General features: G+C 37.7%; 31 protein-coding genes. All 31 read left to right on the forward strand.

All coding sequences use genetic code 11. The features are described 5' to 3' along the window. Positions 1–5 precede the first annotated feature (5 nt). The 31 genes from ccoG to pseI all read left to right on the forward strand — a co-directional run bounded on the left by ccoG (position 6) and on the right by pseI (position 25,802). Positions 6–1,421: a cytochrome c oxidase accessory protein CcoG gene (ccoG, locus tag AAOP42_RS18980; RefSeq protein WP_349530153.1), complete on the forward strand. Its 1,416-nt coding sequence runs from the start codon at positions 6–8 to the stop codon at positions 1,419–1,421. Continuing rightward, positions 1,421–1,837: a FixH family protein gene (locus AAOP42_RS18985; RefSeq protein WP_349530154.1), complete on the forward strand. Its 417-nt coding sequence runs from the start codon at positions 1,421–1,423 to the stop codon at positions 1,835–1,837. The genes ccoG and AAOP42_RS18985 overlap by 1 nt, the downstream gene beginning before the upstream one ends. 29 nt (positions 1,838–1,866) lie before the next feature. Continuing rightward, the gene (locus AAOP42_RS18990; protein ID WP_349530155.1) at positions 1,867–2,553 is read left to right on the forward strand and encodes a sulfite exporter TauE/SafE family protein; all 687 of its coding nucleotides are present in this window, start codon (positions 1,867–1,869) and stop codon (positions 2,551–2,553) included. Positions 2,554–2,663: 110 nt separating this feature from the next. Beyond that, entirely contained in the window at positions 2,664–3,545 is an 882-nt protein-coding gene (locus AAOP42_RS18995) for a hypothetical protein (protein ID WP_349530156.1), read from the forward strand. Positions 3,546–3,565: 20 nt separating this feature from the next. Next, complete coding sequence (locus tag AAOP42_RS19000) at positions 3,566–3,916, forward strand: STAS-like domain-containing protein (RefSeq protein ID WP_349530157.1); 351 nt, start codon at positions 3,566–3,568, stop codon at positions 3,914–3,916. After that, positions 3,909–4,451 carry a PIN domain-containing protein gene (locus AAOP42_RS19005; protein ID WP_349530158.1) on the forward strand — a complete coding sequence of 181 codons (543 nt, stop codon included), beginning with the start codon at positions 3,909–3,911 and terminating at the stop codon, positions 4,449–4,451. The genes AAOP42_RS19000 and AAOP42_RS19005 overlap by 8 nt, the downstream gene beginning before the upstream one ends. Before the next feature lie 95 nt (positions 4,452–4,546). Further along, positions 4,547–5,197 (forward strand): TVP38/TMEM64 family protein, encoded by a 651-nt coding sequence (locus tag AAOP42_RS19010; RefSeq protein WP_349530159.1) that lies wholly within the window; start codon positions 4,547–4,549, stop codon positions 5,195–5,197. A gap of 99 nt (positions 5,198–5,296) precedes the next feature. Then, positions 5,297–5,701, forward strand: coding sequence for a hypothetical protein (locus AAOP42_RS19015; protein ID WP_349530160.1), 405 nt, complete (start codon positions 5,297–5,299; stop codon positions 5,699–5,701). A gap of 380 nt (positions 5,702–6,081) precedes the next feature. After that, positions 6,082–6,519 (forward strand): DUF2061 domain-containing protein, encoded by a 438-nt coding sequence (locus AAOP42_RS19020; RefSeq protein ID WP_349530161.1) that lies wholly within the window; start codon positions 6,082–6,084, stop codon positions 6,517–6,519. After that, positions 6,516–7,115: an adenylyl-sulfate kinase gene (gene cysC / locus AAOP42_RS19025; RefSeq protein ID WP_349530162.1), complete on the forward strand. Its 600-nt coding sequence runs from the start codon at positions 6,516–6,518 to the stop codon at positions 7,113–7,115. The genes AAOP42_RS19020 and cysC overlap by 4 nt, the downstream gene beginning before the upstream one ends. Beyond that, positions 7,108–8,013 (forward strand): sulfate adenylyltransferase subunit CysD, encoded by a 906-nt coding sequence (cysD, locus tag AAOP42_RS19030; RefSeq protein WP_349530163.1) that lies wholly within the window; start codon positions 7,108–7,110, stop codon positions 8,011–8,013. The genes cysC and cysD overlap by 8 nt, the downstream gene beginning before the upstream one ends. A gap of 36 nt (positions 8,014–8,049) precedes the next feature. Further along, on the forward strand, positions 8,050–8,403 hold the full coding sequence (locus tag AAOP42_RS19035) for a four helix bundle protein (RefSeq protein ID WP_349530164.1): 354 nt from the start codon (positions 8,050–8,052) through the stop codon (positions 8,401–8,403). Positions 8,404–8,447: 44 nt separating this feature from the next. Beyond that, a complete protein-coding gene (locus AAOP42_RS19040; RefSeq protein WP_349530165.1) occupies positions 8,448–9,722 on the forward strand; it encodes a sulfate adenylyltransferase subunit 1 in 1,275 nt (424 codons plus the stop codon). Between the two features lie 328 nt (positions 9,723–10,050). Further along, the gene (gene cysQ, locus AAOP42_RS19045) at positions 10,051–11,376 is read left to right on the forward strand and encodes a 3'(2'),5'-bisphosphate nucleotidase CysQ (RefSeq protein WP_349530166.1); all 1,326 of its coding nucleotides are present in this window, start codon (positions 10,051–10,053) and stop codon (positions 11,374–11,376) included. A 76-nt stretch (positions 11,377–11,452) separates the two neighbouring features. Continuing rightward, complete coding sequence (locus AAOP42_RS19050) at positions 11,453–13,954, forward strand: SLBB domain-containing protein (protein WP_349530167.1); 2,502 nt, start codon at positions 11,453–11,455, stop codon at positions 13,952–13,954. An 87-nt stretch (positions 13,955–14,041) separates the two neighbouring features. After that, positions 14,042–14,290: a type II toxin-antitoxin system HicA family toxin gene (locus AAOP42_RS19055; protein WP_349530168.1), complete on the forward strand. Its 249-nt coding sequence runs from the start codon at positions 14,042–14,044 to the stop codon at positions 14,288–14,290. A gap of 4 nt (positions 14,291–14,294) precedes the next feature. Beyond that, complete coding sequence (locus tag AAOP42_RS19060; protein ID WP_349530169.1) at positions 14,295–14,507, forward strand: type II toxin-antitoxin system HicB family antitoxin; 213 nt, start codon at positions 14,295–14,297, stop codon at positions 14,505–14,507. Positions 14,508–14,878: 371 nt separating this feature from the next. After that, complete coding sequence (locus tag AAOP42_RS19065) at positions 14,879–15,091, forward strand: DUF433 domain-containing protein (RefSeq protein WP_349530170.1); 213 nt, start codon at positions 14,879–14,881, stop codon at positions 15,089–15,091. Between the two features lie 5 nt (positions 15,092–15,096). Then, positions 15,097–15,687 (forward strand): Uma2 family endonuclease, encoded by a 591-nt coding sequence (locus tag AAOP42_RS19070; RefSeq protein WP_349530171.1) that lies wholly within the window; start codon positions 15,097–15,099, stop codon positions 15,685–15,687. A gap of 410 nt (positions 15,688–16,097) precedes the next feature. Then, positions 16,098–17,081: an RNA/DNA-binding domain-containing protein gene (locus AAOP42_RS19075; protein ID WP_349530172.1), complete on the forward strand. Its 984-nt coding sequence runs from the start codon at positions 16,098–16,100 to the stop codon at positions 17,079–17,081. A gap of 47 nt (positions 17,082–17,128) precedes the next feature. Next, a complete protein-coding gene (locus AAOP42_RS19080; RefSeq protein ID WP_349530173.1) occupies positions 17,129–17,365 on the forward strand; it encodes a helix-turn-helix domain-containing protein in 237 nt (78 codons plus the stop codon). A gap of 92 nt (positions 17,366–17,457) precedes the next feature. Continuing rightward, on the forward strand, positions 17,458–17,730 hold the full coding sequence (locus AAOP42_RS19085) for a hypothetical protein (protein ID WP_349530174.1): 273 nt from the start codon (positions 17,458–17,460) through the stop codon (positions 17,728–17,730). Between the two features lie 87 nt (positions 17,731–17,817). After that, positions 17,818–18,090, forward strand: a complete 273-nt coding sequence (locus tag AAOP42_RS19090) for a hypothetical protein (protein ID WP_349530175.1) — start codon at positions 17,818–17,820, stop codon at positions 18,088–18,090. Then, a complete protein-coding gene (locus tag AAOP42_RS19095; RefSeq protein ID WP_349530176.1) occupies positions 18,080–18,664 on the forward strand; it encodes a nucleotidyl transferase AbiEii/AbiGii toxin family protein in 585 nt (194 codons plus the stop codon). Before AAOP42_RS19090 ends, AAOP42_RS19095 begins: the two co-directional genes overlap by 11 nt. 568 nt (positions 18,665–19,232) lie before the next feature. After that, on the forward strand, positions 19,233–20,399 hold the full coding sequence (locus AAOP42_RS19100) for a Wzz/FepE/Etk N-terminal domain-containing protein (protein WP_349530177.1): 1,167 nt from the start codon (positions 19,233–19,235) through the stop codon (positions 20,397–20,399). Between the two features lies 1 nt (position 20,400). Then, positions 20,401–21,411, forward strand: a complete 1,011-nt coding sequence (gene pseB / locus AAOP42_RS19105) for a UDP-N-acetylglucosamine 4,6-dehydratase (inverting) (RefSeq protein ID WP_349530178.1) — start codon at positions 20,401–20,403, stop codon at positions 21,409–21,411. Next, a complete protein-coding gene (gene pseC / locus AAOP42_RS19110) occupies positions 21,408–22,604 on the forward strand; it encodes a UDP-4-amino-4,6-dideoxy-N-acetyl-beta-L-altrosamine transaminase (RefSeq protein ID WP_349530179.1) in 1,197 nt (398 codons plus the stop codon). The genes pseB and pseC overlap by 4 nt, the downstream gene beginning before the upstream one ends. Further along, positions 22,597–23,283: a pseudaminic acid cytidylyltransferase gene (gene pseF, locus AAOP42_RS19115; RefSeq protein ID WP_349530180.1), complete on the forward strand. Its 687-nt coding sequence runs from the start codon at positions 22,597–22,599 to the stop codon at positions 23,281–23,283. The genes pseC and pseF overlap by 8 nt, the downstream gene beginning before the upstream one ends. Positions 23,284–23,338: 55 nt before the next feature. Beyond that, positions 23,339–23,899 carry a GNAT family N-acetyltransferase gene (locus AAOP42_RS19120; protein ID WP_349530181.1) on the forward strand — a complete coding sequence of 187 codons (561 nt, stop codon included), beginning with the start codon at positions 23,339–23,341 and terminating at the stop codon, positions 23,897–23,899. After that, on the forward strand, positions 23,896–24,762 hold the full coding sequence (locus AAOP42_RS19125; RefSeq protein WP_349530182.1) for a methionyl-tRNA formyltransferase: 867 nt from the start codon (positions 23,896–23,898) through the stop codon (positions 24,760–24,762). The genes AAOP42_RS19120 and AAOP42_RS19125 overlap by 4 nt, the downstream gene beginning before the upstream one ends. Before the next feature lie 2 nt (positions 24,763–24,764). Then, positions 24,765–25,802, forward strand: a complete 1,038-nt coding sequence (pseI, locus tag AAOP42_RS19130) for a pseudaminic acid synthase (RefSeq protein WP_349530183.1) — start codon at positions 24,765–24,767, stop codon at positions 25,800–25,802. Positions 25,803–25,858: the final 56 nt, after the last annotated feature.

A 25,858-nucleotide genomic window follows, 5' to 3' on the forward strand; every position in this document is an offset into this window, starting at 1 on the left:
AAGTGATGGAAGACTTTTACTCTTATGATGAGGAATTTAGAGACACTATCTCTACTGTAGATGAAGAGGGTAAAAGAATCTGGGTTTACCCTAAGAAGCCCAAGGGGAGTTTTCACAACGCCCGGCTTCTAGTCACTATAGTACTTTTGGGATTACTATTTACAGGTCCTTTTTTGACCTGGAAGGGAAATCCAATGTTTCTATTTAATATTTTCGAAAGAAAATTCATCCTTTTCGGTATGCCTTTTTGGCCTCAGGATTTCATTATTCTTGGGATAGCAATGATCACATTTTTTGTGTTTATCATTCTCTTTACTGTAGTTTTCGGACGGATATGGTGCGGATGGGCTTGTCCTCAGACATTATTTATGGAAATGGTCTTCCGCAAAATTGAGTATTGGATAGAAGGGGATGCCAATCAGCAAAGAAAGCTGAATCAAGCTCCCTGGAACAAAGAGAAAATCCTAAAGAAAGGTAGCAAACAATTGATCTTTGTGTTGATTTCCATTCTGATATCACATACCTTGATGGCATATCTCATCGGGAAAGACCAGGTAATAGAAATAATAAGCCAACCTCCTACCGCCCACATGTCGGGTTTCATTGGTTTGGTGTTTTTTACAGGCATATTTTATTGGGTATTTAGTGTTTTTCGTGAGCAGGCATGCACAGTCGTTTGCCCCTATGGTCGTCTTCAGGGTGTATTGCTAGACAAACAATCTATCGTGGTTGCTTATGATTGGCTGAGAGGAGAACCAAGAGGTAAACTCAAAAAAGGAGAACCAAAAGAAGACAAAGGCGATTGCATAGACTGCAAACTTTGTGTACATGTTTGCCCTACAGGTATAGACATTCGACACGGCACACAACTGGAATGTGTCAACTGTACAGCATGCATTGATGCATGCGATGAAGTGATGACTAAGATAGATAAGCCAAAAGGGCTTATCAGGTATGATTCTTATGCCGGAATCAAAGAAAAAAAGAAACTCAGACTCAATGCCAGAATACTTGCTTATTCTTTGGTCTTATTAGGGCTCCTGTCACTACTCACCTATCTTATTGCCAGTCGTAGCGATGTGGATGTTACTATATTTCGAGTACCCGGCATGCTCTATCAGGAACAGGAAAATAATAGAATCAGCAATTTGTACAATATTCAATTTGTAAATAAAACTTATGAAGACATCTCACTGGACATCAAATTGAAGGACATTCCTGATGGTGTAATAAAAAGAGTAGGAGACGAAGGAATAAGTGTACTTGCAACTGAAAGTTCAGAAGGAACATTTTTTGTCGAATTACCTAAAGAATATTTGACATCAAGAAAAACACCAATAATAATTGAAGTTTATAAAAACGGGAAGGTTTTTGACGAAATGAAGACAAATTTTTTAGGCCCTTTTACAACAACAAAATAATGAACTGGGGAAATAAAGTAGTATTGTCATTTATAGCATTTGTAATCATCATTGTTACTATGGTAGTAGTAAGTATGAAACAGGATATTTTTCTGGTATCAGAAGATTACTATGACAAGGAAGTAAAATACCAAAGCCAGATAGACAAAATGAAATTGGCCTCTAGTGAAAGAGCCACTGTAACCATCAGCAAAGACAGTGATAAAGTACAATTTGATTTTTCTGATGTGCCTGAAAAAGGAGAAATTCTTTTCTTCCGACCTTCGGATGCTACAAAAGACTTTAAAGTAGAGGTGATGAAAGAAAAAAGGCAGTCTCTTTCGAAGGATAATTTGGGTAAAGGCTATTGGAAAATGAAAATTTCATGGAGTGCAAATGGGAACGATTATTATACCGAAAAATCTATTGTGATTTAGGTCTATAAAGTTCAATAAACACTGAATACATGTATTTATCAGCACTTATATTTGGATTACTCGGAAGCGTACACTGTGCAGTTATGTGTGGCCCGATAGCTATGGTGCTGCCAAAAGGCAAACATTTTTTGAATCAGGTTAGTTACAATTTTGGTAGAATTACTTCCTACCTGATTATTGGAGGCATTTTTGGACTTATCGGAAAAGGCATGTTTTTAGTCGGCTTCCAACAAACAATCTCTGTGCTGGCTGGTGTTTTGTTGATCCTGATCTATTTCGGATCAAAATCGTATTCAGGGAACATAGCCGGAACAACTTTTTTCAACAAAATACTAACCTCAATCCGAAAATCAATAGGAGCAAATTTGACAGTGAATAAATGGTACTCCAGGTATTTGGTTGGATTGGTGAATGGGTTTTTACCATGCGGGCTCGTTTATATGGCAGCTGTGGCAGCCATTTCCACAGGAAGCCCAACAGGAGGCATGACATATATGTTTTTATTTGGTTTGGGCACAGTACCCATGATGGCAGGGCTATCCATCTCCAAACAGTTTTTTAAAGCCAAACAAAGGGCAAGCCTATACAGATTCGTCCCTTATTTTGTGGTAGTGGTTTCTACATTGTTTATCCTCAGGGGTATGAATTTAGGAGTACCCTATGTCAGCCCTAAGCTGAGTAGTGAAAACACTATTCCTTCCTTAATCTGTGAGTAAGCATTTTTTGAAATACAAGAAGAGTTTTAGTTAAATAAGTAAGTGCAATGTGTAAATAAAGAAGGTATATTTGATTTGAGATTAAATTAATTAGTACACAAATTCTAATTATGTATAGATTTGAGATGCCTAGACAAGTTAAAAGTGATTATCACGGTTATCAAACTTTTATTGACCTAGCCAATCAAACAAAAGAATTTGTTTTTGAAGATATTGTTATTGACTTTGAACAAAACACATGGTTTGAAGCCAATCTATGTGCAGTTTTAGGGACAATAATAAGTAACATTAGTGATCTTAATTCGGTTGAACTAATAAACATGAATAGTTGGCTTGAAAATATTCTTAGCAAGAATGGATTTCTTGTCAATTTTGGTGGTCAGTTGAAGATAGATTTTCATCAAACTACTGTAAAATATCAGAAATATAAAGTCACCGAGGAGAAACTTATCAAGAAATATTTAGATGAAGAATTATTACAAAAGAACGAGTTTCCCAAATTAAGTGGATTACTCAGAAAAAAAATTGGTGAGAGTATCTTTGAGATTTTTTCCAATGCTGCTATTCATGGAAAATGTACTCATGTATATTCTTGTGGTCAGCATTATCCAAACAAAACCCCCGCAAGGCTCGACTTTACTATAGTGGATTTAGGAAGGACAATTAAAAAAAATGTGGCAGACTATCTTAATTCACCTATAGACGGAGTTGATGCCATTAAATGGGCAGTAACAGAGGGACATACTACAAAACAAGGAAGCCACCCAGGAGGGCTGGGGTTAAAAGTAATCATGGAGTTTTTAAAAATAAACAATGGCAAAATGCAAATTGTGTCGTCAGATGGCTATTGGGAATTGGTAAGAAATGAAATATCATTTATGTCATATGTCAATTCTTTTCCAGGAACACTGATCAACTTAGAGTTTAACCTTGATGATAAGGAAGCGTATTATGATATACAAGAAGGCTTAAGTATTGATGATATATTTTGAGTAACTTTGTATCTTTAACTATGGAGCAGGTAAGAATAAATATTTTTGAAGCTATTGGTGGCGATGGTGCTATTTCCGTTGATGATGGAGATATGATATATTCTAAAGTAGAAAAAGCGGTACTAAAAAATGCTCAGGTAATTTTAGATTTTCAAAACATAAAATTAATAACAACTGCATTTCTAAATGCAGCTATCGGGCAGTTATATGGTAATTTTTCAACCGAGTTGATTAAAGAAAAGCTAAGTCTTGAGAATGTAGCTCAAGAAGATTTGCCAACATTTAAAATAGTCACAAATAGGGCAAAACAGTATTTTCTGGATAAAAAAGGGTTTGAAAATGCCGTAAATGACCAATTGAATAATGGCTAAAGTCTTTTCTATTAATGATTATTCGCCTAAATCCAGTGAAACATATTTTTTGGATACAAATGTTTGGTTGTATTTATTTTGTCCAATTGCAAATCACAGAGATAAAGAACAACGTATATATTCTTCCTTTTATAAATTATTAACTCAAGGAGATCATTCAATTTTTGTTAATTCTTTAGTAGCATCTGAGTTCGCCAATGCTTATCTAAGAATTGATTTTAGACTTTGGAAAGAAGAAACAAAAAATTTCAATGCGGACTACAAAAGAGATTTTGTAAGAAGCAACCGATTTATTTCCACAGTAAATCAGGTAAAAAAATCATTACGAGTTATCTTGTCTAAAGCTCATAGAATGACTGATAACTTTAATGCTATTGAACTTGATCATGTATTTTCTGAATTTGGGAGATCAGACTTTAATGATTCTTACTATTTGGAATTGTCAAGAATGAATAATTGGAAGATTGTAACTCATGACGCTGATTTGTTTAAAAGCAATCAACTAGATGTTGATGTAATCACCGGAAATCGTTAAAGTTTCTCTTCTTTAGTTCATCATTAAAATGCCAACTTTACATTTAACATTCAAAAACTGCTCTATCTGTTATTCTACCATTTTTTTCTCTATAGATGGGCAAAACAAACTTCAATAGGTTTTATTTTCTGGTTATCTGGATGGGGGTTGTGCCGCTGCTGTCGTCTGCATCCATTACGCTACTGATTATAAAAAACGAACCTATCATTGCAGGATTTACATTTTGGCAATGGGGAGTATTTTATTCTCTATCAGTGTTTACAATGGCACTGGCGATTACCCCTACCACTTTTATGGCATTGGTCAGTGGTTTTTTCCTGGGTATTGATGGCATAGTTCCCATTGTAATATCCTATCAACTGGCATCACTCATTGGTTATTATTTGGCAGGGAAACTTGACGAAGGTTTTTTACAATTCATACAAATCAAATACCCAAAGTCCCGACACATTATCAACAACCTCCACCAAAATCAATTAGGGTTAACATTTTTGTCCAGGCTATCACCTGCCCTGCCCTTTGCCATCATGAATGTCGTGCTGTCCGTTTCCGGAATAAGGATGTTACACTTTTTCTGGGGAGGTTTGATCGGAATGCTGCCACGAACATTGTTTTTCGTTTGGGTGGGACTGGAAGCATCCAAGCTGTCTGATGCTATGGTTGGAAATGAAAACATCTATATAACGATCGGTCTTTCTGCATTGATTCTCTTTATTATCTATAAGTTGCTCAATCGCTCCAAATAAAACACGAACTAAGTGCCAGTGGGTATGCATTTTCACCTGCTAACGGTATTTTAATTACTGGTTTGGCTTTCTACTTTTGATTGCAAAAAAAGTAAACCTATGAAAGCTTTAAAGGGATTAGTATTTGTTGTCACACTTGGCATTTTTCTATATTTTCAATTTTTCGTTGAAGGCTATGGCACCAAACTGGTGTTTAATGGTACAGAAGTTTATTACACCAAAAATGTAACAGAAGAAACAGCCAATAAGCTTGGAAACTACCTGGTAGATGCAGAGTTTGCCGATGGTGACGAAAAAGCGGTACAACTTGACAAAACAGAAGGTACATATCAATTCAGGATGGTCACTCAGGATGGTATTGCCAACAATGAAGAGTGGTTACCTACATTTAAGGCCTTTGTAGTTGAGCTAAAAGCAGCTGTCTTTCCCGATGACAATGTTGAGTTACACCTTTGTGATGACAGTTTCGAAACACTTCAGGTAGTAGAATACACACCTCTTTAAAACCTCAACATCATTTGATGATTTAAACGTTTAGTCCTGCTTTATTGCATTTGCCTTTAACATCAATGATTGCCATGTCTGCCCGGCAGGTGTTCTCACAAACACTCTCAAATGTCCTTCCCGTTTGTGGAGACCTGTCTGCCAAAATCAGGCAGGCACAAAACAGGGGTGGAGTTTATAATATAACAAAGCAGGGTTAGTTTGGCCTCTTCCAAAAACGTTGAAAAAGAACCATTTTAAGCTTTTTATTAATAATCTACTATTCCGATAGACTAAAAAGGGTAAATTCCTTGTTCGTTCGAATTATATTTTTCAAATTTGCCCGCTCGATTCAAAAATGAACAATATGAATCAGTTGTTTAGTAAGTCAATGAAGTTGTATGGATAGCAGAGTCAGGCATATTGCCAAAAGTATAACATGGAGAGTGATTGCATCAGCTACTACTTTCACTTTGACCTTAGCCTTTTTCGGAAAAGCTGAGATAGCCATGGCATCATGGTTGGCCGTTGCGGAGACATCTATCAAAATACTGATTTATTATTTGCATGAGAGGATTTGGTTTAAATTGAGTACAAAATTAAATCATAAAATGAGACATATTGCCAAGGCATTTACTTGGCGTGTGATTGCTTCGGCTACTACTTTTGGGTTGGCACTATTGCTGTTTGGCAGCCATGACAATGCCATGGAAAAGGCTACCTACATTGCACTGATAGAATCCGTACTTAAAATGATATTTTACTACGGGCACGAAGAAGCATGGTACCGCATCAACCTTGGATTGGACAACAGAGAAAAGAACAACGTTACATTATGACAGAAAATATCATTCCTCATAATCATGCCATAGTTCAGGCAGATCGCATCAAAAAGCTGGGATACAAACCCTTGCTTATCTGGTTCGTTGGTATGTCCGGATCGGGAAAATCAACATTGGCCAGTGCCCTGGAAGAAAAGCTGTTTGCGGACGGACTGAATACGTACATTCTGGATGGTGACAATATCAGAAGTGGCCTCAACAAGGATTTGGATTTTTCAGACGACAGTCGAAAAGAAAATATCCGAAGAATTGCAGAAGTATCCAGATTATTTGTGGATGCCGGTACAGTAGTACTCACGGCTTTTATTACTCCTTTTGCAGAGGAAAGAGAAAAAGTCAGACAATTGGTGGGATCAGACAATTACCTGGAGGTATTTGTCGATTGCCCTTTGGAAGAATGTGAAAAACGAGATGTTAAAGGACTTTATGCCAAAGCCCGAAGAGGAGAAATCAAAAATTTTACAGGAATTGATTCTCCTTTCGAAAAGCCGGTAAGCCCTGATGTACTTGTGGAATCACATAAGGTATCTATATCAGATGGTGTAGAGGCTATTTATAAAATTGTAAAAGAAAAAATTAACATAAATGAGTAATTACAATCTTACACATATTAAAGAGCTTGAAGCTGAAGCGATTTATATATTAAGAGAAGTTTTCGCACAATTTGAAAATCCGGCAATACTTTTTTCCGGAGGCAAAGACTCGATCTGTGTCGCTCATCTGGCACGAAAAGCTTTCTTCCCTTCTAAAATCCCATTTCCATTCGTTCACGTGGATACAGGTCATAACTTTCCTGAAACCATGGAATTTAGAAACGCCTATGTGGAAGAACTTGGAGTCAAATTGATAGTTGGTTCTGTGCAAAAATCCATTGATGATGGAGCTGCCACAGAAGAAAAAGGCAAAAATGCCAGCAGAAATGCCATTCAGACGGTTACACTTTTAGATACCATTGAAGAGTATCAGTTTGATGCTTGTATCGGAGGAGCAAGACGAGATGAGGAGAAGGCGAGAGCCAAAGAAAGGTTTTTTTCACACCGTGATGAATTTGGACAGTGGGATCCCAAAAACCAGAGACCGGAACTTTGGAACATATTTAATGGTAGGTGTCATCAAGGTGAACACTTCAGGGTTTTTCCATTAAGTAATTGGACTGAGATGGATGTTTGGCAATATATTTTATCTGAAAATATCGCTTTACCATCGTTATATTTTGCGCATGAGAGACAAGTGATCAGAAGAAGTAATAGCTGGCTACCTGTTTCTGAGTTTATCCAAATCGCAGAGGACGAAGAAATAGTAACAAAGAAAATTCGTTTCAGAACATTAGGTGATATTACCATCACAGGCGGTGATGAGTCTGATGCAGATACTTTAGAGAAAATAGTTGATGAAGTAGCTTCTGCCAGACAAACCGAAAGAGGAAACAGAGAGGATGACAAGCGTTCAGAGACCTCAATGGAAGACAGAAAGAAGCAAGGGTATTTTTAGATTTAGCCGTTGGCTTTAAGCCAATAGCTTTTGGCAATGAGAGATTTTACGAAATACGAAATTTGGGAGCTAGCAATTGAGGTTGCCCAGTTGATTTATAAGTCATCTGATTTTTTTCCTGATGAAGAGAAATTTGGCTTGATATCTCAGATTAGACGAGCTTCTGTTTCTATATCTTCTAATATTGCTGAAGGAGCCAGCAGGTCGTCAGATAAGGAATTTAATAGGTTTCTGGAAATTGCTATAGGCTCATTGTTTGAAGTTAGGTCTCAACTATTTTTGGCCAAAAGAATTCAAATTTTAAAAGAAAATGAGTTCGACATGCTAGATGATAAATTATCTGTTCTGGCAAAAAAACTGAACTCCTTAAGAAATAAGTTAAACCATTAAACTTAGCTAACGGCCAACAGGCTAATAGCTAATAGCAAAACAACATGGAAAAACACGACAATAAAGGTTACCTCAATATGGAACTCCTTCGTTTCACTACAGCTGGTAGTGTAGATGATGGTAAAAGTACTTTGATAGGCAGGCTGCTATATGATTCAAAATCAATATTTGCAGATCAACTGGAGCAAGTAGCCAAGTCAAGTGAAAGAAAAGGCCTGGAACATACAGATTTAGCACTTTTAACGGACGGGTTAAAAGACGAAAGAGAACAAGGAATCACTATTGATGTGGCCTATAGATATTTTGCTACTCCAAAGAGAAAATTCATCATAGCTGATACCCCTGGCCATATTCAATATACCAGAAACATGGTAACAGGTGCTTCTACGGCTAACTGTGCCCTTCTGCTCGTTGATGCCAGAAAAGGTGTGATTGAGCAGACAAGAAGACATTCTATTATTGCATCCCTATTGAAAATCCCTCACGTTATTGTTTGTGTGAACAAAATGGATTTAGTGGACTACAGTGAAGAGGTTTTCGAAAATATTAAAGAAGATTACGAAGCATTTGCATCAAAACTGGAAGTAAAGGATGTCCGTTTTATCCCTATTTCTGCTCTGAATGGAGATAATGTAGTGAACAGAAGTGATAAAATGCCTTGGTACGGAGGGTCAACTTTGCTCTACACTTTAGAGAACATTCATATTGGAAGTGACCACAACCACATCGATTGCCGTTTTCCTGTCCAAACAGTTATTCGTCCAAAGACCGACAAATACCATGACTTTCGAGGATATGCTGGTAGAATTGCCAGTGGTGTATTTAGAGCGGGTGACGAGGTAACGGTTATGCCATCTGGATTTAGCTCTACCATCAAGTCAATTGATACTTATGACGGAGCGATTGATGAAGCATTTGCTCCCATGTCCGTTACTATTCAGCTTGATGATGAAATTGACGTTGGACGAGGTGATATGATCGTGAGAACAAATAACAAACCCAATGCAATTCAGGATATTGATGTGATGATCTGTTGGTTAAACCCTAAAGGGCCAAAGCTTCGAGCAAAGTACATTTTGAGGCATACCACATCAGAAGTGAAAGCCATGATCAAAGACATTAGCTACAAGTTAGATATCAGTACGCTACATAGAAATGTAGAGGATAAAGAAATATCTGCCAACGACATCTGTAAAATGCAGCTAAGGACAACTAAACCATTATTGGCAGATGCTTACTCTAAAAACAGAGTAACCGGAAGCTTAATTTTAGTAGATGAAGGCACGAATGAAACAGTTGCCGCTGGCATGATTATTTGATATTGAAAAAACCCACCCCTACCCCTCCAAGGAGGGGAATTGCTTCACAGGATACAATATCTTCTGAGGTCTATTTATGGGGCCGTAATGAAAAAACTATTTAAGGCTCATTGAAAGATAATTCACCCACAGAATCAAAAGAAACAACTAAAGAAAATCCCCTCCTTGGAGAGGGGTGGGTAACTACAATTTTGGACTACCCACCCAGAAAGAAATTTTATTGCACTTTAATAAATTGCATTTACAAATTTCTAAATGGATCGAATTCTCCTCCTCGGAGGGGTAGGTTAATACAGTTTTAGGCGGGGGTAATAAACCAAAAATTACTATGTCAAAAAGAAAAATCATTCCATGCAACCCCAAGCTCAAAGAATTGGCAAAACAACTTCGAAAAAATATGACGCTTTCTGAGGTTTTGTTATGGGATCAATTGAAGCAAAAGAAAATGATGGGCTTTGACTTTGACAGGCAAAGGCCCATTAATAATTTCATTGTTGATTTTTATTGTAAGGATTTAATGTTGGCTTTGGAAATTGATGGAGATAGCCATAATCACGAAGAATCCTATAATGCTGACCTGAAAAGGCAGCATATTCTGGAAGAATCAGGAATTTCTTTTCTCAGGTTTGATGACCTTGAAGTGAAAAAGAGCATGAATAATGTGCTTAGGACAATACAATATTGGATAGAAGATAATATGGAAAAAGAAGATAATATACAAAGACCCACCCCCACCCCTCCAGGGAGGGGAATTGCTTCACAGGATAAAATATCTTCTGAAGGCTATTCAAGGGACAGTAATGTGAAAAGCTCTTCAGGATCATTGAAAACTAATTTGCCCACAAAATCAAAAGAAACAACTAAAGAAAATCCCCTCCCTGGAGGGGCGGGTGACTATCAACACCTAATAGAAATCGCCAAAGAAGCCTCCATTGAAGCCGGAAAAGCCATATTAGAAGTCTATAACAGTAACGATTTTAATGTAGAAAAAAAGGGAGACGACTCTCCTTTGACTAAAGCTGACAAAAGAGCCCATAATGTTATTGTTTCATTTCTTGAAAAAACCGGGCTGCCAATTCTAAGTGAGGAAGGCCGGGATATTCCCTATGAAGAAAGGAAAAACTGGGAATACTTTTGGATGGTCGATCCTTTGGATGGCACCAAAGAATTCATCAAGAGAAACGGAGAATTCACAGTTAACATTGCTCTTATTGAAAAAGACCGTCCTGTAGCAGGAGTGATTTACGTACCAGTGACGGAAAAGCTTTATTGGGCAGCACAAGGGTTGGGATCACATTTGGAATGCTCAGGAACAACCACTCAAATTTTCTCCAACAAAATTGCCTTAAATCAAAAACGATTAAAAGTCGTCGCTTCCCGGTCACACCTAAATGAGGATACCCAACAGTTTTTGGACTCTCTCATAGAACCACAAACCATCTCAATGGGCAGTTCCCTAAAATTTACTATCGTAGCTGAAGGAAAGGCGGATGTCTATCCCCGCTTTGCCCCTACTATGGAATGGGATACCGCAGCAGCACAAATAATAGTGGAAGAATCAGGAGCTAAAGTGTTAAGACAAAACGAAGACATTTCACTGTTATATAACAAAGAAAATTTACTCAATCCGCATTTCATTGTTATAAATAATTGACGATTAGATATAAATAACTTTATATTTGCACTCGTTTAAAAATCGGGTCAATTTTTCCCGAAAAAAAACTTTTAGAATGATTAAAAAACTGCTGTTAGTCTTTACAATAGCAATTTTTTCTTCCAATTTTATTCATGCACAAGATGCTTCTTCCCTCTCGGATTTGAGCAAAGTAAATGTGGATGACTTGTCGGAAGACCAAATTGCCGGGTATCTCAAGAAAGCCCAATCAAGCGGATTATCTGAACAGCAGATGTTGATACTTGCCAAGCAGAGAGGCATGTCAGATACCCAGATACAGAAGTTAAGAAATCGAATCAACTCGTTAGGTATCAGTTCAGGCAAAGACAAATCAAGTGCTGATGGAATCAGTAGGATGAGGGAAGAAAATCAATCAATTCCCCAGTTAGATTTGGCTGCAGACATTTTTGATGGTCTGATTAAAGTAGATTCAAGTGCACTTCTAAAAGAATTTTTAAAAGATCAGGAGCTAAAAATATTTGGCTCAGAAATATTCAACAATACCGAAATAAATTTCGAACCAAGTGTAAATACCCCAACCCCAAGAAATTACCAAATTGGGCCCGGGGACGAAATTATTATTGATGTATGGGGAGCTTCGGAGCAATCTTACGCATTAACAGTCAGCCCGGAAGGTTCAATCAAAGTGACCAATCTCGGCCCAATTTATGTGAATGGCATGACGGTAGATGAAGCATCTTCTAAAGTAAAAAGCAGGTTATCCAAAATATATGCTGGTTTGCTTGATCGTCAGGGGCAATCCCCAAACACTTTTTTTCAATTGACACTAGGAAATATTAGAAGCGTAAATGTGAATGTAATCGGCGATGTAAATAACCCCGGCACCTACACATTGTCTTCTTTTTCTACTGTATTCAATGCGCTATACTATGCCGGTGGGCCTGACAAAAATGGTTCCATGAGAAATATAGAGTTGATTAGAAACAACAAGGTTATTGGTAAACTTGATGTATATGAATACCTGCTTAAAGGAAAATTAACCAGCAACCTAAAATTGGAAGATCAGGATGTTATTCTAGTCAAATCTTATGAAAACAGGGTAACCATTCAGGGAGAAGTAAAAAGACCTGCGATCTATGAGCTTGTAGATGGAGAAGACATGAGTTCTTTGTTGAACTATTCTGGCGGGTTTACAGAAAATGCATACCGGGCAAACTTGCAGATCAAAAGAAATGGCAAAAAGGAAAAAGAAGTAGTAACTGTCAGTGCTACTGAATTTGGAAATACTGAGTTGAAAAATGGGGACAACATTTTGGTCAATAAAATATTGGATCGCTTTACCAACAGGGTAAGAATAGAAGGTGCGGTGAATATGCCAGGAGAATTTGAATTGAAAGACGGCATGACGGTCAAACAACTCATAGCAGCTGCTGAAGGATTGAGAGGTGACGCATTTATGGAGAGATTACTTATTATCAGATTGAATGAAGATTATACCATTTCAAATCTTTCATTCAACGCCAGTGACCTGCTCAAAGGAAATGTTGCAGATATCCCATTGCAAAAGGAAGATCTTATAAAGGTAAGTTCGATTTTCGATCTTGGTGAAGACAAAACCCTGACTATAAAAGGGGAAGTACTCAAGCCCGGAGACTTTCCATATATTGCCAACATGACCGTTGAGGATTTAATTTTACTATCCGGTGGCTTAAAGGAATCCGCTTCTGAAAAGGTAATTGAAGTAGCAAGGAGGCCAACCAAAGTAGATCAGGTTACCAGTGTGGTTTCCGAAGCGTTTGAGTTTGCCATTGGCAAAGGCATGGGACTTTCAAATGATGCTTCTACATTCCTACTAGAGCCTTTTGACATAGTCACCATTCGTAAATCACCGGGTTATACCGAACAAATTACTGTAGAGGTGGAAGGGGAGGTAAAATACCCCGGAAGTTTTGCTTTGAAAATAAGGGATGAGAAAATATCTGACCTCATTGCCCGTGCCGGAGGTATCACTACCTATGGCTATCCAAAAGGGGCTTTACTTATCAGAAGGACAGAGTTCTACGATGGTGCTGGATCAGACAACAAAGCCGCCTTATCTCAAAAGAAAGAAGCCTTTAAAGCTTTTCAGGAAATGGACACCCTAGTAGATAAGCTGGAAATCAAGCAATTTGAAACTGTAGGGATAGACCTGGAAAAAATTCTGGCCAACCCCGGCTCAAAATATGACCTTCGTCTTCAGGAAGGAGATGTATTAAGTATTCCGCAGAGGTTGGAAACAGTAAGAATAAAAGGAGAGATATTGTACCCGCTAACTATAAAATATGGAGATCAATTGTCGTTTAAAGACTACATTGATGCTTCAGGAGGAACGAATGATCATGCCAGAATCGCAAAGTCATTTGTTATTTACCCAAATGGAAAGGCAGCAAAAACCAAAAGATTCTTATGGTTCAAAGATTATCCCGATATACAACCGGGCTCAGAAATTGTGATCCCAAGAAAGCCTGAAAGAAACAGGTTAAGTATTCAGGAAATATTAGCTATTACCACTACTTTGACAACAATTACTTTGTTGGTTGATAGATTAGGTAATTAAATACAAAAATCGAATTCCCCTCCTTGGGGTGATTAGGCCTACCTGTAGGGATGGGTTAGTTACCCAAAACAGAAGGAAATGTAAATAATGTCTAGAAACAACAAAACCATACAGCAGATCCTATCAGGAAATGCTGACGCAAATATTAAATTTAAAGATGTTCTTTCATTGCTTACGTTTTTAGGATTTGAAGTAAGAATAAAAGGGAGTCATCATATATTTAGAAGGGAGGGTGTGATTGAAATGATAAATATTCAAAAGGATGGAAACATGGTTAAACCCTATCAAGTTAAACAGGTAAGGGCTATTTTAGCGGATTATAATTTAATCAGATAGTATTATGAATAAATATGAAATAATATTGTTTTGGTCAGAAAAAGATCAATTGTTTATTGCAGAAGCTCCAGAGCTATCTGGTTGCTCTGCTCATGGAAAATCTCGTGAAGAAGCCTTGAAAAATATAGATCAGGCAGTGGAATTGTGGATTCAAACAGCTCAGGAATTTAACGATCCTATTCCACAACCCAAGGGAAGAAAATTAATGTACGCTTAAAATCTCAAAAGTAACAATCCAAAATATTTGCAAAATAGTATTTCCTTCTTTAGAGAGGGCTGGGTCTGCCTGCCGAACTATAGCCGTCAGTTTAGTTCTTTTGTCATTTCGACGAAGGAGAAATCTTTCTTACTAACTCGAATAAGCAATAAGATCCCTCCTTCGTCGGGATGACAAGGTGACAATTTGCTTAGCCTGACGGCTATGGTCGGACACATGTACGAGTTTGTAACATACGAAAAACAGAAGAAAACTTGGAACAAAAAGACAACATTGCGGAAGATGAAATCGAATTGATCAAATTGGTCAAAACCATTTGGGCAAAAAGTAATAGTTATGCTTATCTTTGCAAGAGCCTTTATTAAATAATCATGGGAGATTTTACAAATAGAATCACTATCAACCCAGAAATTTGTCATGGTAAAGCTGTAATTAGAGGATTAAGATATCCTGTTGATGCCATGTTGGAGCTTATGGCTTCTGGAATGACAACAGAAGAATTGTTGAATGACTACCCGGATTTAGAAAATGAATATTTTTTGGCTTGTTTATTATATGCATCTAATCTCAAGGACAGAATATAAATGTCATGATTGACTCTATAGAACATATCGACTTCACAAAAAAATATACTTATTCGGATTATCTCACCTGGAATTTTAGGGAAAGGGTAGAGTTGATTAAGGGGATTTTGTACAAAATGTCACCAGCGCCGAGGCGAATACATCAAAAAGTTTCTATTGAGTTGGCTACAATGATTAAAAATTGTTTGAAAGATCGGAAATGTGAACTTTACACTGCTCCTTTTGATGTGCGCTTTATCAAAGAAGGCCAAATTAAAGACGACAATATCGTTACAGTGGTGCAACCGGATCTTTGCATAATTTGTGACCAAAACAAACTGGATGATGCAGGTTGTCTTGGAGCGCCTAATATGATTGTCGAAATACTGTCTCCCTCCTCTGCGCAAAAGGACGCAAAGGAAAAATTTCAATTGTACGAGGAACATGGGGTACAAGAATATTGGATGGTTCATATTGATGAAAAACTGATAGATGTATTTCATTTGGAAAACAATAAATACCAATTGGACAAGATATATACAGCAAGTGATCAAATCAAATCTGCCGCAATACAAGGATTAATTGTCGATGTTCAGGAAGTTTTTCAAGGCTTATAATATTTAACAGGGAAGAAAATTAATGTACGCTTAAAATCTCAAAAGTGGCAATCCAAAATATTTGCAAAATAGTATTTCCTTCCTTAAAGGAGGCTGGGTCTGCCTGCCGAACTATAGCCGTCAGTTTAGTTCTTTTGTCATTTCGACGAAGGAGAAATCTTTCTTACTAACTCGAATAAGCAATAAGATCCCTCCTTCGTCGGGATGACAAGGCAGCAATTTGCTTAGCCTGCCTGCCGGACAGGCAGGGGTGGGTTAGTTGCCATCTAAAAATAGAAAGAAAAACTTGGAACAAAAAGACACCATAGTGCAAGACGAAGCTTCCTCCAAACTCTTACCGGAAAGTCGGGAAGGGGAATGGCCTGTATGGGTGTTGTGCTGGTGAAAAATATGAACTTGTTGGCCTAATAATGCCGGAATCAAATCGCATAGAATACAAGCAAAAACTAACTGATGATTTGGAGAAAGAAGTCGTTGCTTTTCTGAATTACCATGAGGGGGGCGTGATTTACTTGGGAATAGATAAGTTTGGAAAAGTTGTAGGCATTACTGAATCCGATCCGGTTCAATTGTTGATCAAAGACCGCTTGAAAAACAACATCCTGCCCTCTTGCATGGGTCTGTTCGATATTTCGATAGAAATCCGGGATGAAATTGAAGTCATCAAAATTATTGTAGCGAGTGGCCCTGAAAAACCCTATTATGTAAAAAAATATGGTATGTCAGAAAAAGGAGCCTTCATACGGACGGGTAGTGCCTGCGAGCCCATGCCTGTGAAGATGATCGAAACCCTCTTTGCCAAACGCACCCGCCATTCCATTGGAAAGGTCAGATCGCCCAGGCAGGACCTGGTCTTTGAGCAACTCCACATTTACTACGATGCTGCCGGGAAACGACTCAACGAGCAGTTTGCCCCCAACCTGGAATTGCGCAATGAGGACGGTGACTACAACTATGTGGCATATCTGATGGCAGACATCAACCGAATCTCGGTAAAGACCGCCAAATATAAGGGGTTGGATCGGGTGGATTTGATCGAAAACAACGAATATGGACATGCATCTTTAATCAAAGCCACAAAGCAGGTGCTGGAAAAAGTGGAACTGGAAAACAGAACCCTGACCCGGATCATCTCCCGCGAACGTGAAGAAACCCGCTTGTGGAACCCCGTGGCATTACGGGAAGCTATAATCAATGCCTTTGTACACAATGATTATACCCGGGAAATTGCCCCGAAGTTTGAATTTTTCGCTGACCGGCTGGAGATCACCTCTTACGGTGGCCTGCCGCAAGGATTGAGCCGGCAAGAGTTTTTCGAAGGGTTTTCCGTTCCCAGGAACAAGGAGATCATGCGCATTTTCAGAGACCTGGATCTGGTATCCCAAGGATATTGACAAGTTATGGAAAGGAATGTTTTCATTTTTCAGAAAACTTTCTAAGAATGGTTTTCCCGGTTAATGGTAAGGGGGTAGTAATAAATGAGGGATTAAATGAGGGATTAAATTCCCTGCTTGAGGCCATCCGGAAACATCCCGGCGTGCAGGCCAAAAAGCTGGTGGACATCCTGGGCGATCGTTCCGTGAAGACTGTAGAACGACAAATCTCACAATTGACCGACAGAGGTTTGGTAGAACGGAAAGGTAGTAGAAAAACAGGCGGCTATTGGCTCACAAGTTAAATGTTTGGTATAGAATTGCAGCCAGATTGGTGAGAAGACGAAATGGACCGCCGCAAGTTTGTCTCCACTTTACAAAGTAAGTCACACAAAAAATGAATACACCACCTGCCTACTCCTTCCAGGGCTTTTCAGGTAACTTTTTATATCGAAACGGATGTCGTAGAAAAAGACGGGGAAAAATTAAACATACGACAACAACAAATACTTTCCCTGATAAAATCTTCGCCAGCCTTACAGCAAAGAAGTTATGGATTCCTCACAGGGAAATTGAAATGATGCCTATGAGCGATACGAGATCAAGGAAAATCATGCAGACATTCAGGAACCTGGATCCGATAGAGCAATTGGATTTTGACCAGCTATGACAGGGACTGCTTTCATTTTTCTGAAAATTTTCTGAGAATGACATTTCCTGCCTTGGATGGCTTGTAGCTTTTTTGTATTTTCAGCCTATGACACGAAGTGAATACATTACCAAACACCAGGGTCTTTTTTGGTACACGCCCAAGGATAAATTAGCCGATATTTCGGACAGTTTTCTGGTAGAGACTATTTTGAACTATGGCAGCCTGGACGATGTAAAAGAACTATTTCGGGTAATGGGAATAAAAAATGCAGCAAAAGTATTTTTTGATTCGATTGCATTGAGTGAGCGGAGAAAAAACAATTACCACGAATTGACCCTGAATTATTTCACCTTGTTATTTGACCAATATGCACACTGAGATATTATCGACAAGGCAACAAGAGCTGCTCCCCTCCATCAACCAATTTAAAAGAAGTTTTTATCTGGTAGAGGGTACGGCCATCGGATTGCAGCTAGGACACCGCCGATCTATAGATTTTGATTTGTTCAGCCATACGAAACTGAACAAAACGAGAATAAAACAATGGCTTTCCGAAATCCCATACACCAAATCAACCCTTTTTGAAGATTTTGATCAAATGCATTTCAACATTAACAAAGTGAAGGTTACCTTTTTTCAGTATCCCTTTCCGGTAGAGCACCCCGTCAAGTGGGAAAATAACCTCACTATGCCGGATTTATTAACACTTGCGGCGATGAAAGCCTATGCGCTGGGGCGCAAGTCCAAATGGAAAGACTATGTGGATTTATATTTTTTGATTGGACACTATGCAATAACCGACATATCACGAAAAGCTAAAAGTATATTTGGGGAACTGTTTTCCGAGAAAATGTTTCTCCAACAATTGGCATTTCACAAAGACATTGATTATCAGGAAGCCGTGGAATACCTGGCCCCAAACCCACCCACAGAGCAGGGCTGTTGCATTTAAAAAAGCAGGCTATCCCCAGACTTGTTCTGGGGTCTCTAAGTGATAGCAGTAATTCTAAAGGATGCCGCAACAGGTGCGGCAAGGCAGTTTTATTTTTAAATGCAACAGCCCTGAACCCACAGAGGGGGAAATAAAAAATAAATTGATACAGGAAGCAACAAATATTTTTGATTGAGTGGCATCCCGTACAAACGGGATCGGGGCGAATTCCATGCCTGCGTACCAGAATATCGTCACTACAGTATGCAGCCAATAAAACATACTTAACTTGACACTGGTGCTAAGTTAAGTGTACTGTGATTCCGCCCTAATAACCCAATAAATTCTAAAAAAGGGAGAGCAAAAAAACCGGTGGCTACTGGCCTGTAGTGAAATCTTGATATAAATGGTGAAAAAGAAAATTAATCATCATCAAAAGAATTTCTGTTTTTAGCATGGAAATTCTTAGCTTTGCCCCTTTAAAAAATGAACGAAGAAAATCATACAAGAAGACGACTTATCAAAAACCTCCCTTCAGATGCCGGGCGTGGGTAAGTAATCCATTACCTTCGCAGATCGAAATTAAAAAATGGAAGAAAATCCGGAAATAGAAGCTACCAAAAGCCAAGGGCAAGAGGCCAAGGGCCAAGGGCTAAAAGCCAATGGCCGAATAGTACAAGAAGACGAAATAGACCTGATCGAATTGGCAAAAACCATTTGGGCAGGGCGTAGGTTGATTGTAAAAATCACATCTGTATTTGTTATTTTAGGCTTAATTATCGCTTTTACAAGCAAAGTGGAATATGAAGCTTCCTGCAAACTTCTGCCGGAAAGCCAGGAAGGTATGAAAAGCAGCCTGGGAGGATTAAGCGGACTGGCCGGATTGGCAGGTATCAACCTGGATATGGGAGGAGCAGGTGTATTGACTCCAGAATTGTATCCTGAAATTGCTAAAAGTTTGCCTTTCCAATTGCAAATTTTAAAAGACACCTTAACTTTTGAGAATCAAAATATCAGGACTACTGCATTTCATTACTTTAAGGAAATAGACAAACCAACCTTACTCGGCTATATCGCCAAATACACTATAGGATTACCTGGCTTAATTAAATCCATATTTACTGAAGATGCTGAAACAAATGAAATTATTCAAGCTAAAGATGAGCCTATTAGAATTTCTAAGGAAGACTGGAAACTAATAGAGTTATTTAAAGGCCGTATCAATATAAGTGTGGACAGCAAAAGTGGGATGATAGATATATCGGTAGAAATGCCAGATCCTTTGGCAGCTGCTTCACTTACAGAAAAGGTAGTTGCCCTACTCACAGATGAAGTGACAGAATACAAAATAAATAAGGCTAGGAACAATTTAAATTTTGTTCAAGCCAGTTTCATAGATGCAAAAAAAGAATTTGAAACTATACATTTGGCGCTGGCTAAAATGACGGATCAAAACAGGAATGTGTCATCTGCCTTGGCTGAAATTGAATTACAAAGAATACAAAATGAATATAACGTAGCTTTTGAAGTCTATAAGGGATTGGCTTCTCAAGTCGAGCAGGCTAAGATTAAGCTGAAAGAGGAGATGCCGGTGTTTACCGTATTGGAGCCGATTATTGTTCCTGTTGAAAAAAGCAATATGAGGAAACTACATATACTTATTATTTCAATACTATTAGGAGCTGCTCTTTCTGCTCTTTATATAATTTTTAAAAATCCAATTTTAGGATTAATTTCAGATGTTACCAAAAATTGATATGTTTAATAACTCAACAATTCTTATTACAGGAGGTACTGGTTCCTTAGGAAAAGCTCTAACAAAGCACATTCTTCATAATTTTTCTGACATTAGAAAATTGATTATCTACTCAAGAGATGAGCAGAAGCAATTTCAAATGGCGCAGGAGTACCCATCAGATAAATTTCCTCAGATTCGGTTTTTAATTGGGGATGTGAGGGATAAGGAACGAATGGTTAGAGCGTTTAAGGGTGTTGACTATGTAATTCATGCTGCAGCAATGAAGCACGTTCCAATTGCTGAATACAATCCCGACGAATGTATCAAAACAAATATAGGAGGTGCAGAAAATGTCATTCACGCATCCTTAGAAACGGGTGTGCAACGAGTTGTTGCATTGTCAACAGACAAAGCGTGTGCGCCTATAAACCTATATGGGGCCACTAAACTTACTTCAGATAAATTATTCATAGCAGCTAATAATATAAAGGGAGATAACCCTATACGCTTTTCAGTTGTGCGATATGGTAATGTAATGGGCTCTAATGGCTCTGTGATTCCATTTTTCCTGGCGAAAAAAACTGAAGGTAAATTGCCAATCACAGACCCTAATATGACACGGTTTAATATCTCATTACAGGGCGGAGTAGATATGGTAATGCATGCACTGGAAAATGCTTGGGGTGGAGAATTATTTGTTCCTAAAATCCCGTCGTATAAAATTCTAGACGTTGCGGAGGCGATTGGTCCTGAGTGTGAAAAACCAATAGTTGGAATTAGACCAGGAGAAAAAGTGCATGAAGAAATGATCACTGCTTCGGATTCATTTTACACTTATGACCTTGGAAAATATTACACCATCATACCAGTCACTCATCAATGGTCAATTGAAGAATTTGTTAGAACATTTAGTGCTTCTAAAGTTTCCGAAGGATTTCGTTATAATTCAGGTGAAAACACAGAATGGGAGACGGTTGAATCTTTGCGTAATCTTATCAAACAATATGTAGATGATACGTTTGAGGTATGAGCAAAATCATTCCATACGGCAAGCAGGATATAAAACAGGAGGATATTGATGCTGTAATTGAAACCCTGCAATCTGATTTTCTGACTCAAGGCCCCAAGATTGTAGAATTTGAGAATGCTTTTGCTGAATACGTCGGTTCAAAATATGGAGTTGCCGTGGCAAATGGTACTGCTGCGTTGCATTTATGTACGCTATCTCTAGGTGTTAAATCAGGAGATAAAGTCATTACAACACCCATCACTTTTGCTGCTTCCGCTAATTGTGTTCGTTATTGTGGAGGTGAAGTTGTTTTTTCTGATATTGATCCAGAAACTTATTTGCTTGATATCAATAAAGTTCGGTTTTTATTGGAATCCTCGCCTAAAGGAACCTATCAAGGAATTATTCCTGTTGATTTTGGCGGTAGGCCAGTGGATTTGGAAGAGTTTAAAAAACTAGCAGACGAGTTCGATCTTTGGATCATTGAAGATGCCTGCCATGCTCCAGGAGGATACTTCTATGATAGTCAGGAAAAGAAGCAATCGTGTGGGAGTGGATCCTATGCTGATCTGGCTATATTTTCTTTTCATCCCGTAAAGCACATTGCTGCGGGTGAGGGTGGCATGGTCACAACCAATGATGAGGCACTTTACAAAAGGTTGTTGAAATTAAGAACCCATGGAATCACCAAAGATGATTCTACTTTTGTGAACGATAAGGCTTTGGCCTATGGAGATAGGTTAGTAGAAGAGGATTGGCCTGGCTGGTACATGGAAATGCAAGAACTAGGATATAACTATCGGTTAACAGATTTTCAAGCAGCTCTCGGAAAGAGCCAACTTTCTAGAGCAAGTGAAGGCCTAAAACGAAGAAGAGAAATTGCAAACATGTATTATGAGGCGTTCAAGGATTTGGACTTCATAAAAGGACAGTCTGGAGTTGTTGAAGGGCATGCCTATCATCTTTATGTGATAGAGGTCGAAGACAGAACAGGGCTTTATAATTATTTGAGAAGCAAAAATATTTTTGCCCAAATACATTATTTACCAGTTCATCTAATGCCATATTATCAACAATTTGGGTGGAAAGAGCAAGATATGGCGTATGCAGAAGCTTACTATTCTAGGTGCTTAAGTTTGCCTATGTTTCCCTCATTGTTAGATGAAGATTTAGAATATGTAATTAATTCCATCAGTAAATTCTACTATGGCTAATCTTTGTATAATACCAGCTAGAGGTGGAAGTAAGCGTATACCAAGAAAAAATATTAAACCATTTCTTGGTAAGCCCATAATAGCATATTCGATTGAAACTGCCCTTAATTCTGCCCTTTTTGATGAGGTAATGGTTTCAACTGATGATGAGGAGATCATCATCGTAGCTCAAAAGTATGGAGCTAACGTCCCATTTAAGAGGAGTGATAAAAATGCTAATGATTTTGCCACAACAGTGGATGTAATTCAAGAGGTACTATCTATGTACAAGAAAGTAGAGAGAGAGTTCGATTATGTGTGTTGCATTTATCCGACAGCCCCTTTTATTAACGCTAAAACATTAAATGACGGGTATGATAAACTTATCAGTGAAAAAAGAGTATCTGTATTTCCGGTTGTGAATTTTAGTTATCCAATTTGGCGTGGGCTTAAAATCAAAGAAGATGGGGGAATTGGAATGGTTTGGCCTGAATACCTTGATGCAAGGTCTCAAGACTTGAAAAAGGTCTATCATGATGCAGGGCAATGGTACTGGTTAAATTGTAGATCATTTGAGAGTGAAAGGAGCTTATTTAATTCAAACTCAGGATGCATCCATATGGATGAGATGTCAGTTCAAGATATTGATTCAGATATTGATTGGAAATTAGCTGAGATGAAATTTCAGCTTAATAGATAAAATCTTAAGACATAAGGTTATTCAAACTATATGAATAGCTTGATTAGAAGTGTAAGTGAAAGGATATAAAATACTTAAAAGGCAAAAGTTTGTTTCTGGTGACTACTCAATTGTTCCAATTAGGTTGGATGATAGGTATGATGTAATGAAATGGAGGAATGAGCAGATTTATCATCTACGCCAAAATAGACCACTGACTAAAAAAGATCAAGATTACTATTTTAAAAACGTACTTTCAAAGCTTTTTGAAGAAGTGAGACCTAATCAAGCTCTTTTTTCATATCTGCAAAAAGATACTTGCATTGGTTATGGTGGTCTAGTACACATCAATTGGATTGACAAGAATGCTGAAATTTCATTCATTATGGATACAGAGCTAGAAAAGAAAAGTTTTCATTCAAATTGGACAAAATTTTTAAGTCTGATTGAAGAGGTAGCCTTTAAAGATTTAAATCTTCATAAGATATATGTTTATGCTTTTGATTTAAGACCTCATTTATATAAAGCGTTAGAACAGAATAAATATTTTCCAGATGCAAGGCTTAAAGAGCATTGTTTTTTTAACAATAAATACATTGACGTTGTGATTTTTTCTAAACTGAGTTCAGAAAAATGAAGATTGCATTATTAATAAGCGGTCAGCTTGGTCACCTAGTATTCAAAAAAATATTCTCATTAGAAAATATTGTAGCAGTATTTACTGATAATAATTCAAAAGAGATTATAGCAAAGTGTGAAGAGTATGGGATATCATATTTTGTAGGAAACCCGCGAAAAGGAAAAGCTTCTCAATTTATTTTTGGAAAAAAAATAGAGATTATTCTATCAGTTAATTACCTGTTTCTTATTGAACAAGACCTGATCGAATGGCCAACTAAGTTAGCTTTAAATGTTCATGGTTCGTTACTTCCAAGGTATCGAGGACGAACGCCTCACGTTTGGGCAATTATTAATAATGAGCAACAAACAGGAATAACAGTACATGTCATAGAAGAATCATGCGATACTGGTGATATTTTAGCACAAGAACGGATTGCTATAGCTGATGATGATACTGGCAATGATTTATTATTAAAGTATCAAGAAGTCTATCCTATAATTATTGAAAAAGTATTTCAGGACATCAAATTGGATAGATTACATCGCGTTAAACAAGATGATTCAAAAGCTACATTTTTTGGAAAACGTGTTCCTGAAGATGGGAAAATAAATTGGAATTGGCAAAAGGAAAGAATTAGGAATTGGGTAAGAGCATTGGCACATCCTTATCCTGGTGCATTTTCGATCCATAATGGTAAAAAAATTATTATTGATAAAGTTGAATTTTCGAATGCGGGCTTTGATTATTCATTTCCTAATGGAATGATAATTAATGCGGAAAATGAGATTATAGTAAAAAGTCCAAACGGTGCAATTAAATTATCCCAATTTCGTGATTCAAATAAATGTTTTTTTAAAAAAGGTGAAATTTTAAAATAGTAATGGATATAGGTAACTATAGAATTGACGAAAAAAGCCAAGTGTTTATTATTGCAGAACTTTCGGCCAATCATAATCAAAGTAAGGATGTAGCTATTAAAACAATACAAGCTGCTAAAGAAGCAGGAGCCGATGCGATTAAACTACAAACATATACTCCTGATACATTGACCCTTGATTGTCATAATGAATACTTTCAAATTGACCATGGAACATTGTGGGATGGAAAGACACTTTACGATCTATATCAAGAGGCTTATACTCCTTGGGAGTGGCATAAGGATCTCTTTGAAGAAGCAGAAAGAATAGGTTTAATATGTTTTTCATCACCATTTGATAACACGGCTGTGGATTTGCTTGAAGACTTGAATGCTCCTGCCTATAAAATAGCCTCATTTGAAATTCAAGATATTCCTTTAATTGAGTATGTTGCCTCGAAGGGGAAGCCAATAATATTAAGCACGGGAATTGCAACACTAGACGATATAGATTTGGCAATTTCTACCTGTCGAAAAGTTGGAAACAACGACATCATTGTTTTGAAATGTACTTCATCATATCCTGCACCGATTTCATTAGCCAATCTTAAGACGCTAAAGGATATTAGAGATAGGTTTAATGTTTTAATAGGTTTATCCGATCATACAATAGGGAATATAGTCCCTTCAGTAGCCACGGCTCTTGGTGCAAGAGTTATTGAAAAGCACTTTATTCTCGATAAAGTTATTGGAGGACCAGATGCAGGTTTTTCTTTGAATCCCAAAGAGTTTAAATCTATGGTTGAAGAAGTTCGCTCCGTTGAGAAGGTACTAGGTGAGGTCTCATATGAAATTTCTGAAAAAGTAGAGAAAAATAGAAAATTCGCAAGATCTCTATTTGTAGTAAAGGATGTCAAGAAAGGTGATAAATTCACATCAGAAAATGTTAGAAGTATTAGGCCAGGGTATGGGTTACACCCTAAATATTATGCTGAGGTAATAGGATCAATTGCTCAAATGCAGATAGCAAGAGGTACACCATTAGCTAAGGAGATGTATTGATTTTATGTTGCAACTAGCGAAATATATCTATCATTATTTCAGAGCTTTCTGGTACT

It is taken from the genome of Reichenbachiella sp. MALMAid0571 (assembly GCF_040151475.1).
Taxonomy (GTDB): Bacteria; Bacteroidota; Bacteroidia; order Cytophagales; family Cyclobacteriaceae; genus CAXBNB01.

Excerpts from the sequence above, each read along its gene's own strand:
- ccoG (WP_349530153.1), top strand. The coding sequence starts at position 6 with ATGGAAGACTTTTACTCTTATGATGAGGAATTTAGAGACACTATCTCT.
- AAOP42_RS18985 (WP_349530154.1), top strand. The coding sequence starts at position 1,421 with ATGAACTGGGGAAATAAAGTAGTATTGTCATTTATAGCATTTGTAATC.
- AAOP42_RS18990 (WP_349530155.1), top strand. The coding sequence starts at position 1,867 with ATGTATTTATCAGCACTTATATTTGGATTACTCGGAAGCGTACACTGT.
- AAOP42_RS18995 (WP_349530156.1), top strand. The coding sequence starts at position 2,664 with ATGTATAGATTTGAGATGCCTAGACAAGTTAAAAGTGATTATCACGGT.
- AAOP42_RS19000 (WP_349530157.1), top strand. The coding sequence starts at position 3,566 with ATGGAGCAGGTAAGAATAAATATTTTTGAAGCTATTGGTGGCGATGGT.
- AAOP42_RS19005 (WP_349530158.1), top strand. The coding sequence starts at position 3,909 with ATGGCTAAAGTCTTTTCTATTAATGATTATTCGCCTAAATCCAGTGAA.
- AAOP42_RS19010 (WP_349530159.1), top strand. The coding sequence starts at position 4,547 with ATGGGCAAAACAAACTTCAATAGGTTTTATTTTCTGGTTATCTGGATG.
- AAOP42_RS19015 (WP_349530160.1), top strand. The coding sequence starts at position 5,297 with ATGAAAGCTTTAAAGGGATTAGTATTTGTTGTCACACTTGGCATTTTT.
- AAOP42_RS19020 (WP_349530161.1), top strand. The coding sequence starts at position 6,082 with ATGGATAGCAGAGTCAGGCATATTGCCAAAAGTATAACATGGAGAGTG.
- cysC (WP_349530162.1), top strand. The coding sequence starts at position 6,516 with ATGACAGAAAATATCATTCCTCATAATCATGCCATAGTTCAGGCAGAT.
- cysD (WP_349530163.1), top strand. The coding sequence starts at position 7,108 with ATGAGTAATTACAATCTTACACATATTAAAGAGCTTGAAGCTGAAGCG.
- AAOP42_RS19035 (WP_349530164.1), top strand. The coding sequence starts at position 8,050 with ATGAGAGATTTTACGAAATACGAAATTTGGGAGCTAGCAATTGAGGTT.
- AAOP42_RS19040 (WP_349530165.1), top strand. The coding sequence starts at position 8,448 with ATGGAAAAACACGACAATAAAGGTTACCTCAATATGGAACTCCTTCGT.
- cysQ (WP_349530166.1), top strand. The coding sequence starts at position 10,051 with ATGTCAAAAAGAAAAATCATTCCATGCAACCCCAAGCTCAAAGAATTG.
- AAOP42_RS19050 (WP_349530167.1), top strand. The coding sequence starts at position 11,453 with ATGATTAAAAAACTGCTGTTAGTCTTTACAATAGCAATTTTTTCTTCC.
- AAOP42_RS19055 (WP_349530168.1), top strand. The coding sequence starts at position 14,042 with ATGTCTAGAAACAACAAAACCATACAGCAGATCCTATCAGGAAATGCT.
- AAOP42_RS19060 (WP_349530169.1), top strand. The coding sequence starts at position 14,295 with ATGAATAAATATGAAATAATATTGTTTTGGTCAGAAAAAGATCAATTG.
- AAOP42_RS19065 (WP_349530170.1), top strand. The coding sequence starts at position 14,879 with ATGGGAGATTTTACAAATAGAATCACTATCAACCCAGAAATTTGTCAT.
- AAOP42_RS19070 (WP_349530171.1), top strand. The coding sequence starts at position 15,097 with ATGATTGACTCTATAGAACATATCGACTTCACAAAAAAATATACTTAT.
- AAOP42_RS19075 (WP_349530172.1), top strand. The coding sequence starts at position 16,098 with ATGCCGGAATCAAATCGCATAGAATACAAGCAAAAACTAACTGATGAT.
- AAOP42_RS19080 (WP_349530173.1), top strand. The coding sequence starts at position 17,129 with ATGGTTTTCCCGGTTAATGGTAAGGGGGTAGTAATAAATGAGGGATTA.
- AAOP42_RS19085 (WP_349530174.1), top strand. The coding sequence starts at position 17,458 with ATGAATACACCACCTGCCTACTCCTTCCAGGGCTTTTCAGGTAACTTT.
- AAOP42_RS19090 (WP_349530175.1), top strand. The coding sequence starts at position 17,818 with ATGACACGAAGTGAATACATTACCAAACACCAGGGTCTTTTTTGGTAC.
- AAOP42_RS19095 (WP_349530176.1), top strand. The coding sequence starts at position 18,080 with ATGCACACTGAGATATTATCGACAAGGCAACAAGAGCTGCTCCCCTCC.
- AAOP42_RS19100 (WP_349530177.1), top strand. The coding sequence starts at position 19,233 with ATGGAAGAAAATCCGGAAATAGAAGCTACCAAAAGCCAAGGGCAAGAG.
- pseB (WP_349530178.1), top strand. The coding sequence starts at position 20,401 with ATGTTTAATAACTCAACAATTCTTATTACAGGAGGTACTGGTTCCTTA.
- pseC (WP_349530179.1), top strand. The coding sequence starts at position 21,408 with ATGAGCAAAATCATTCCATACGGCAAGCAGGATATAAAACAGGAGGAT.
- pseF (WP_349530180.1), top strand. The coding sequence starts at position 22,597 with ATGGCTAATCTTTGTATAATACCAGCTAGAGGTGGAAGTAAGCGTATA.
- AAOP42_RS19125 (WP_349530182.1), top strand. The coding sequence starts at position 23,896 with ATGAAGATTGCATTATTAATAAGCGGTCAGCTTGGTCACCTAGTATTC.
- pseI (WP_349530183.1), top strand. The coding sequence starts at position 24,765 with ATGGATATAGGTAACTATAGAATTGACGAAAAAAGCCAAGTGTTTATT.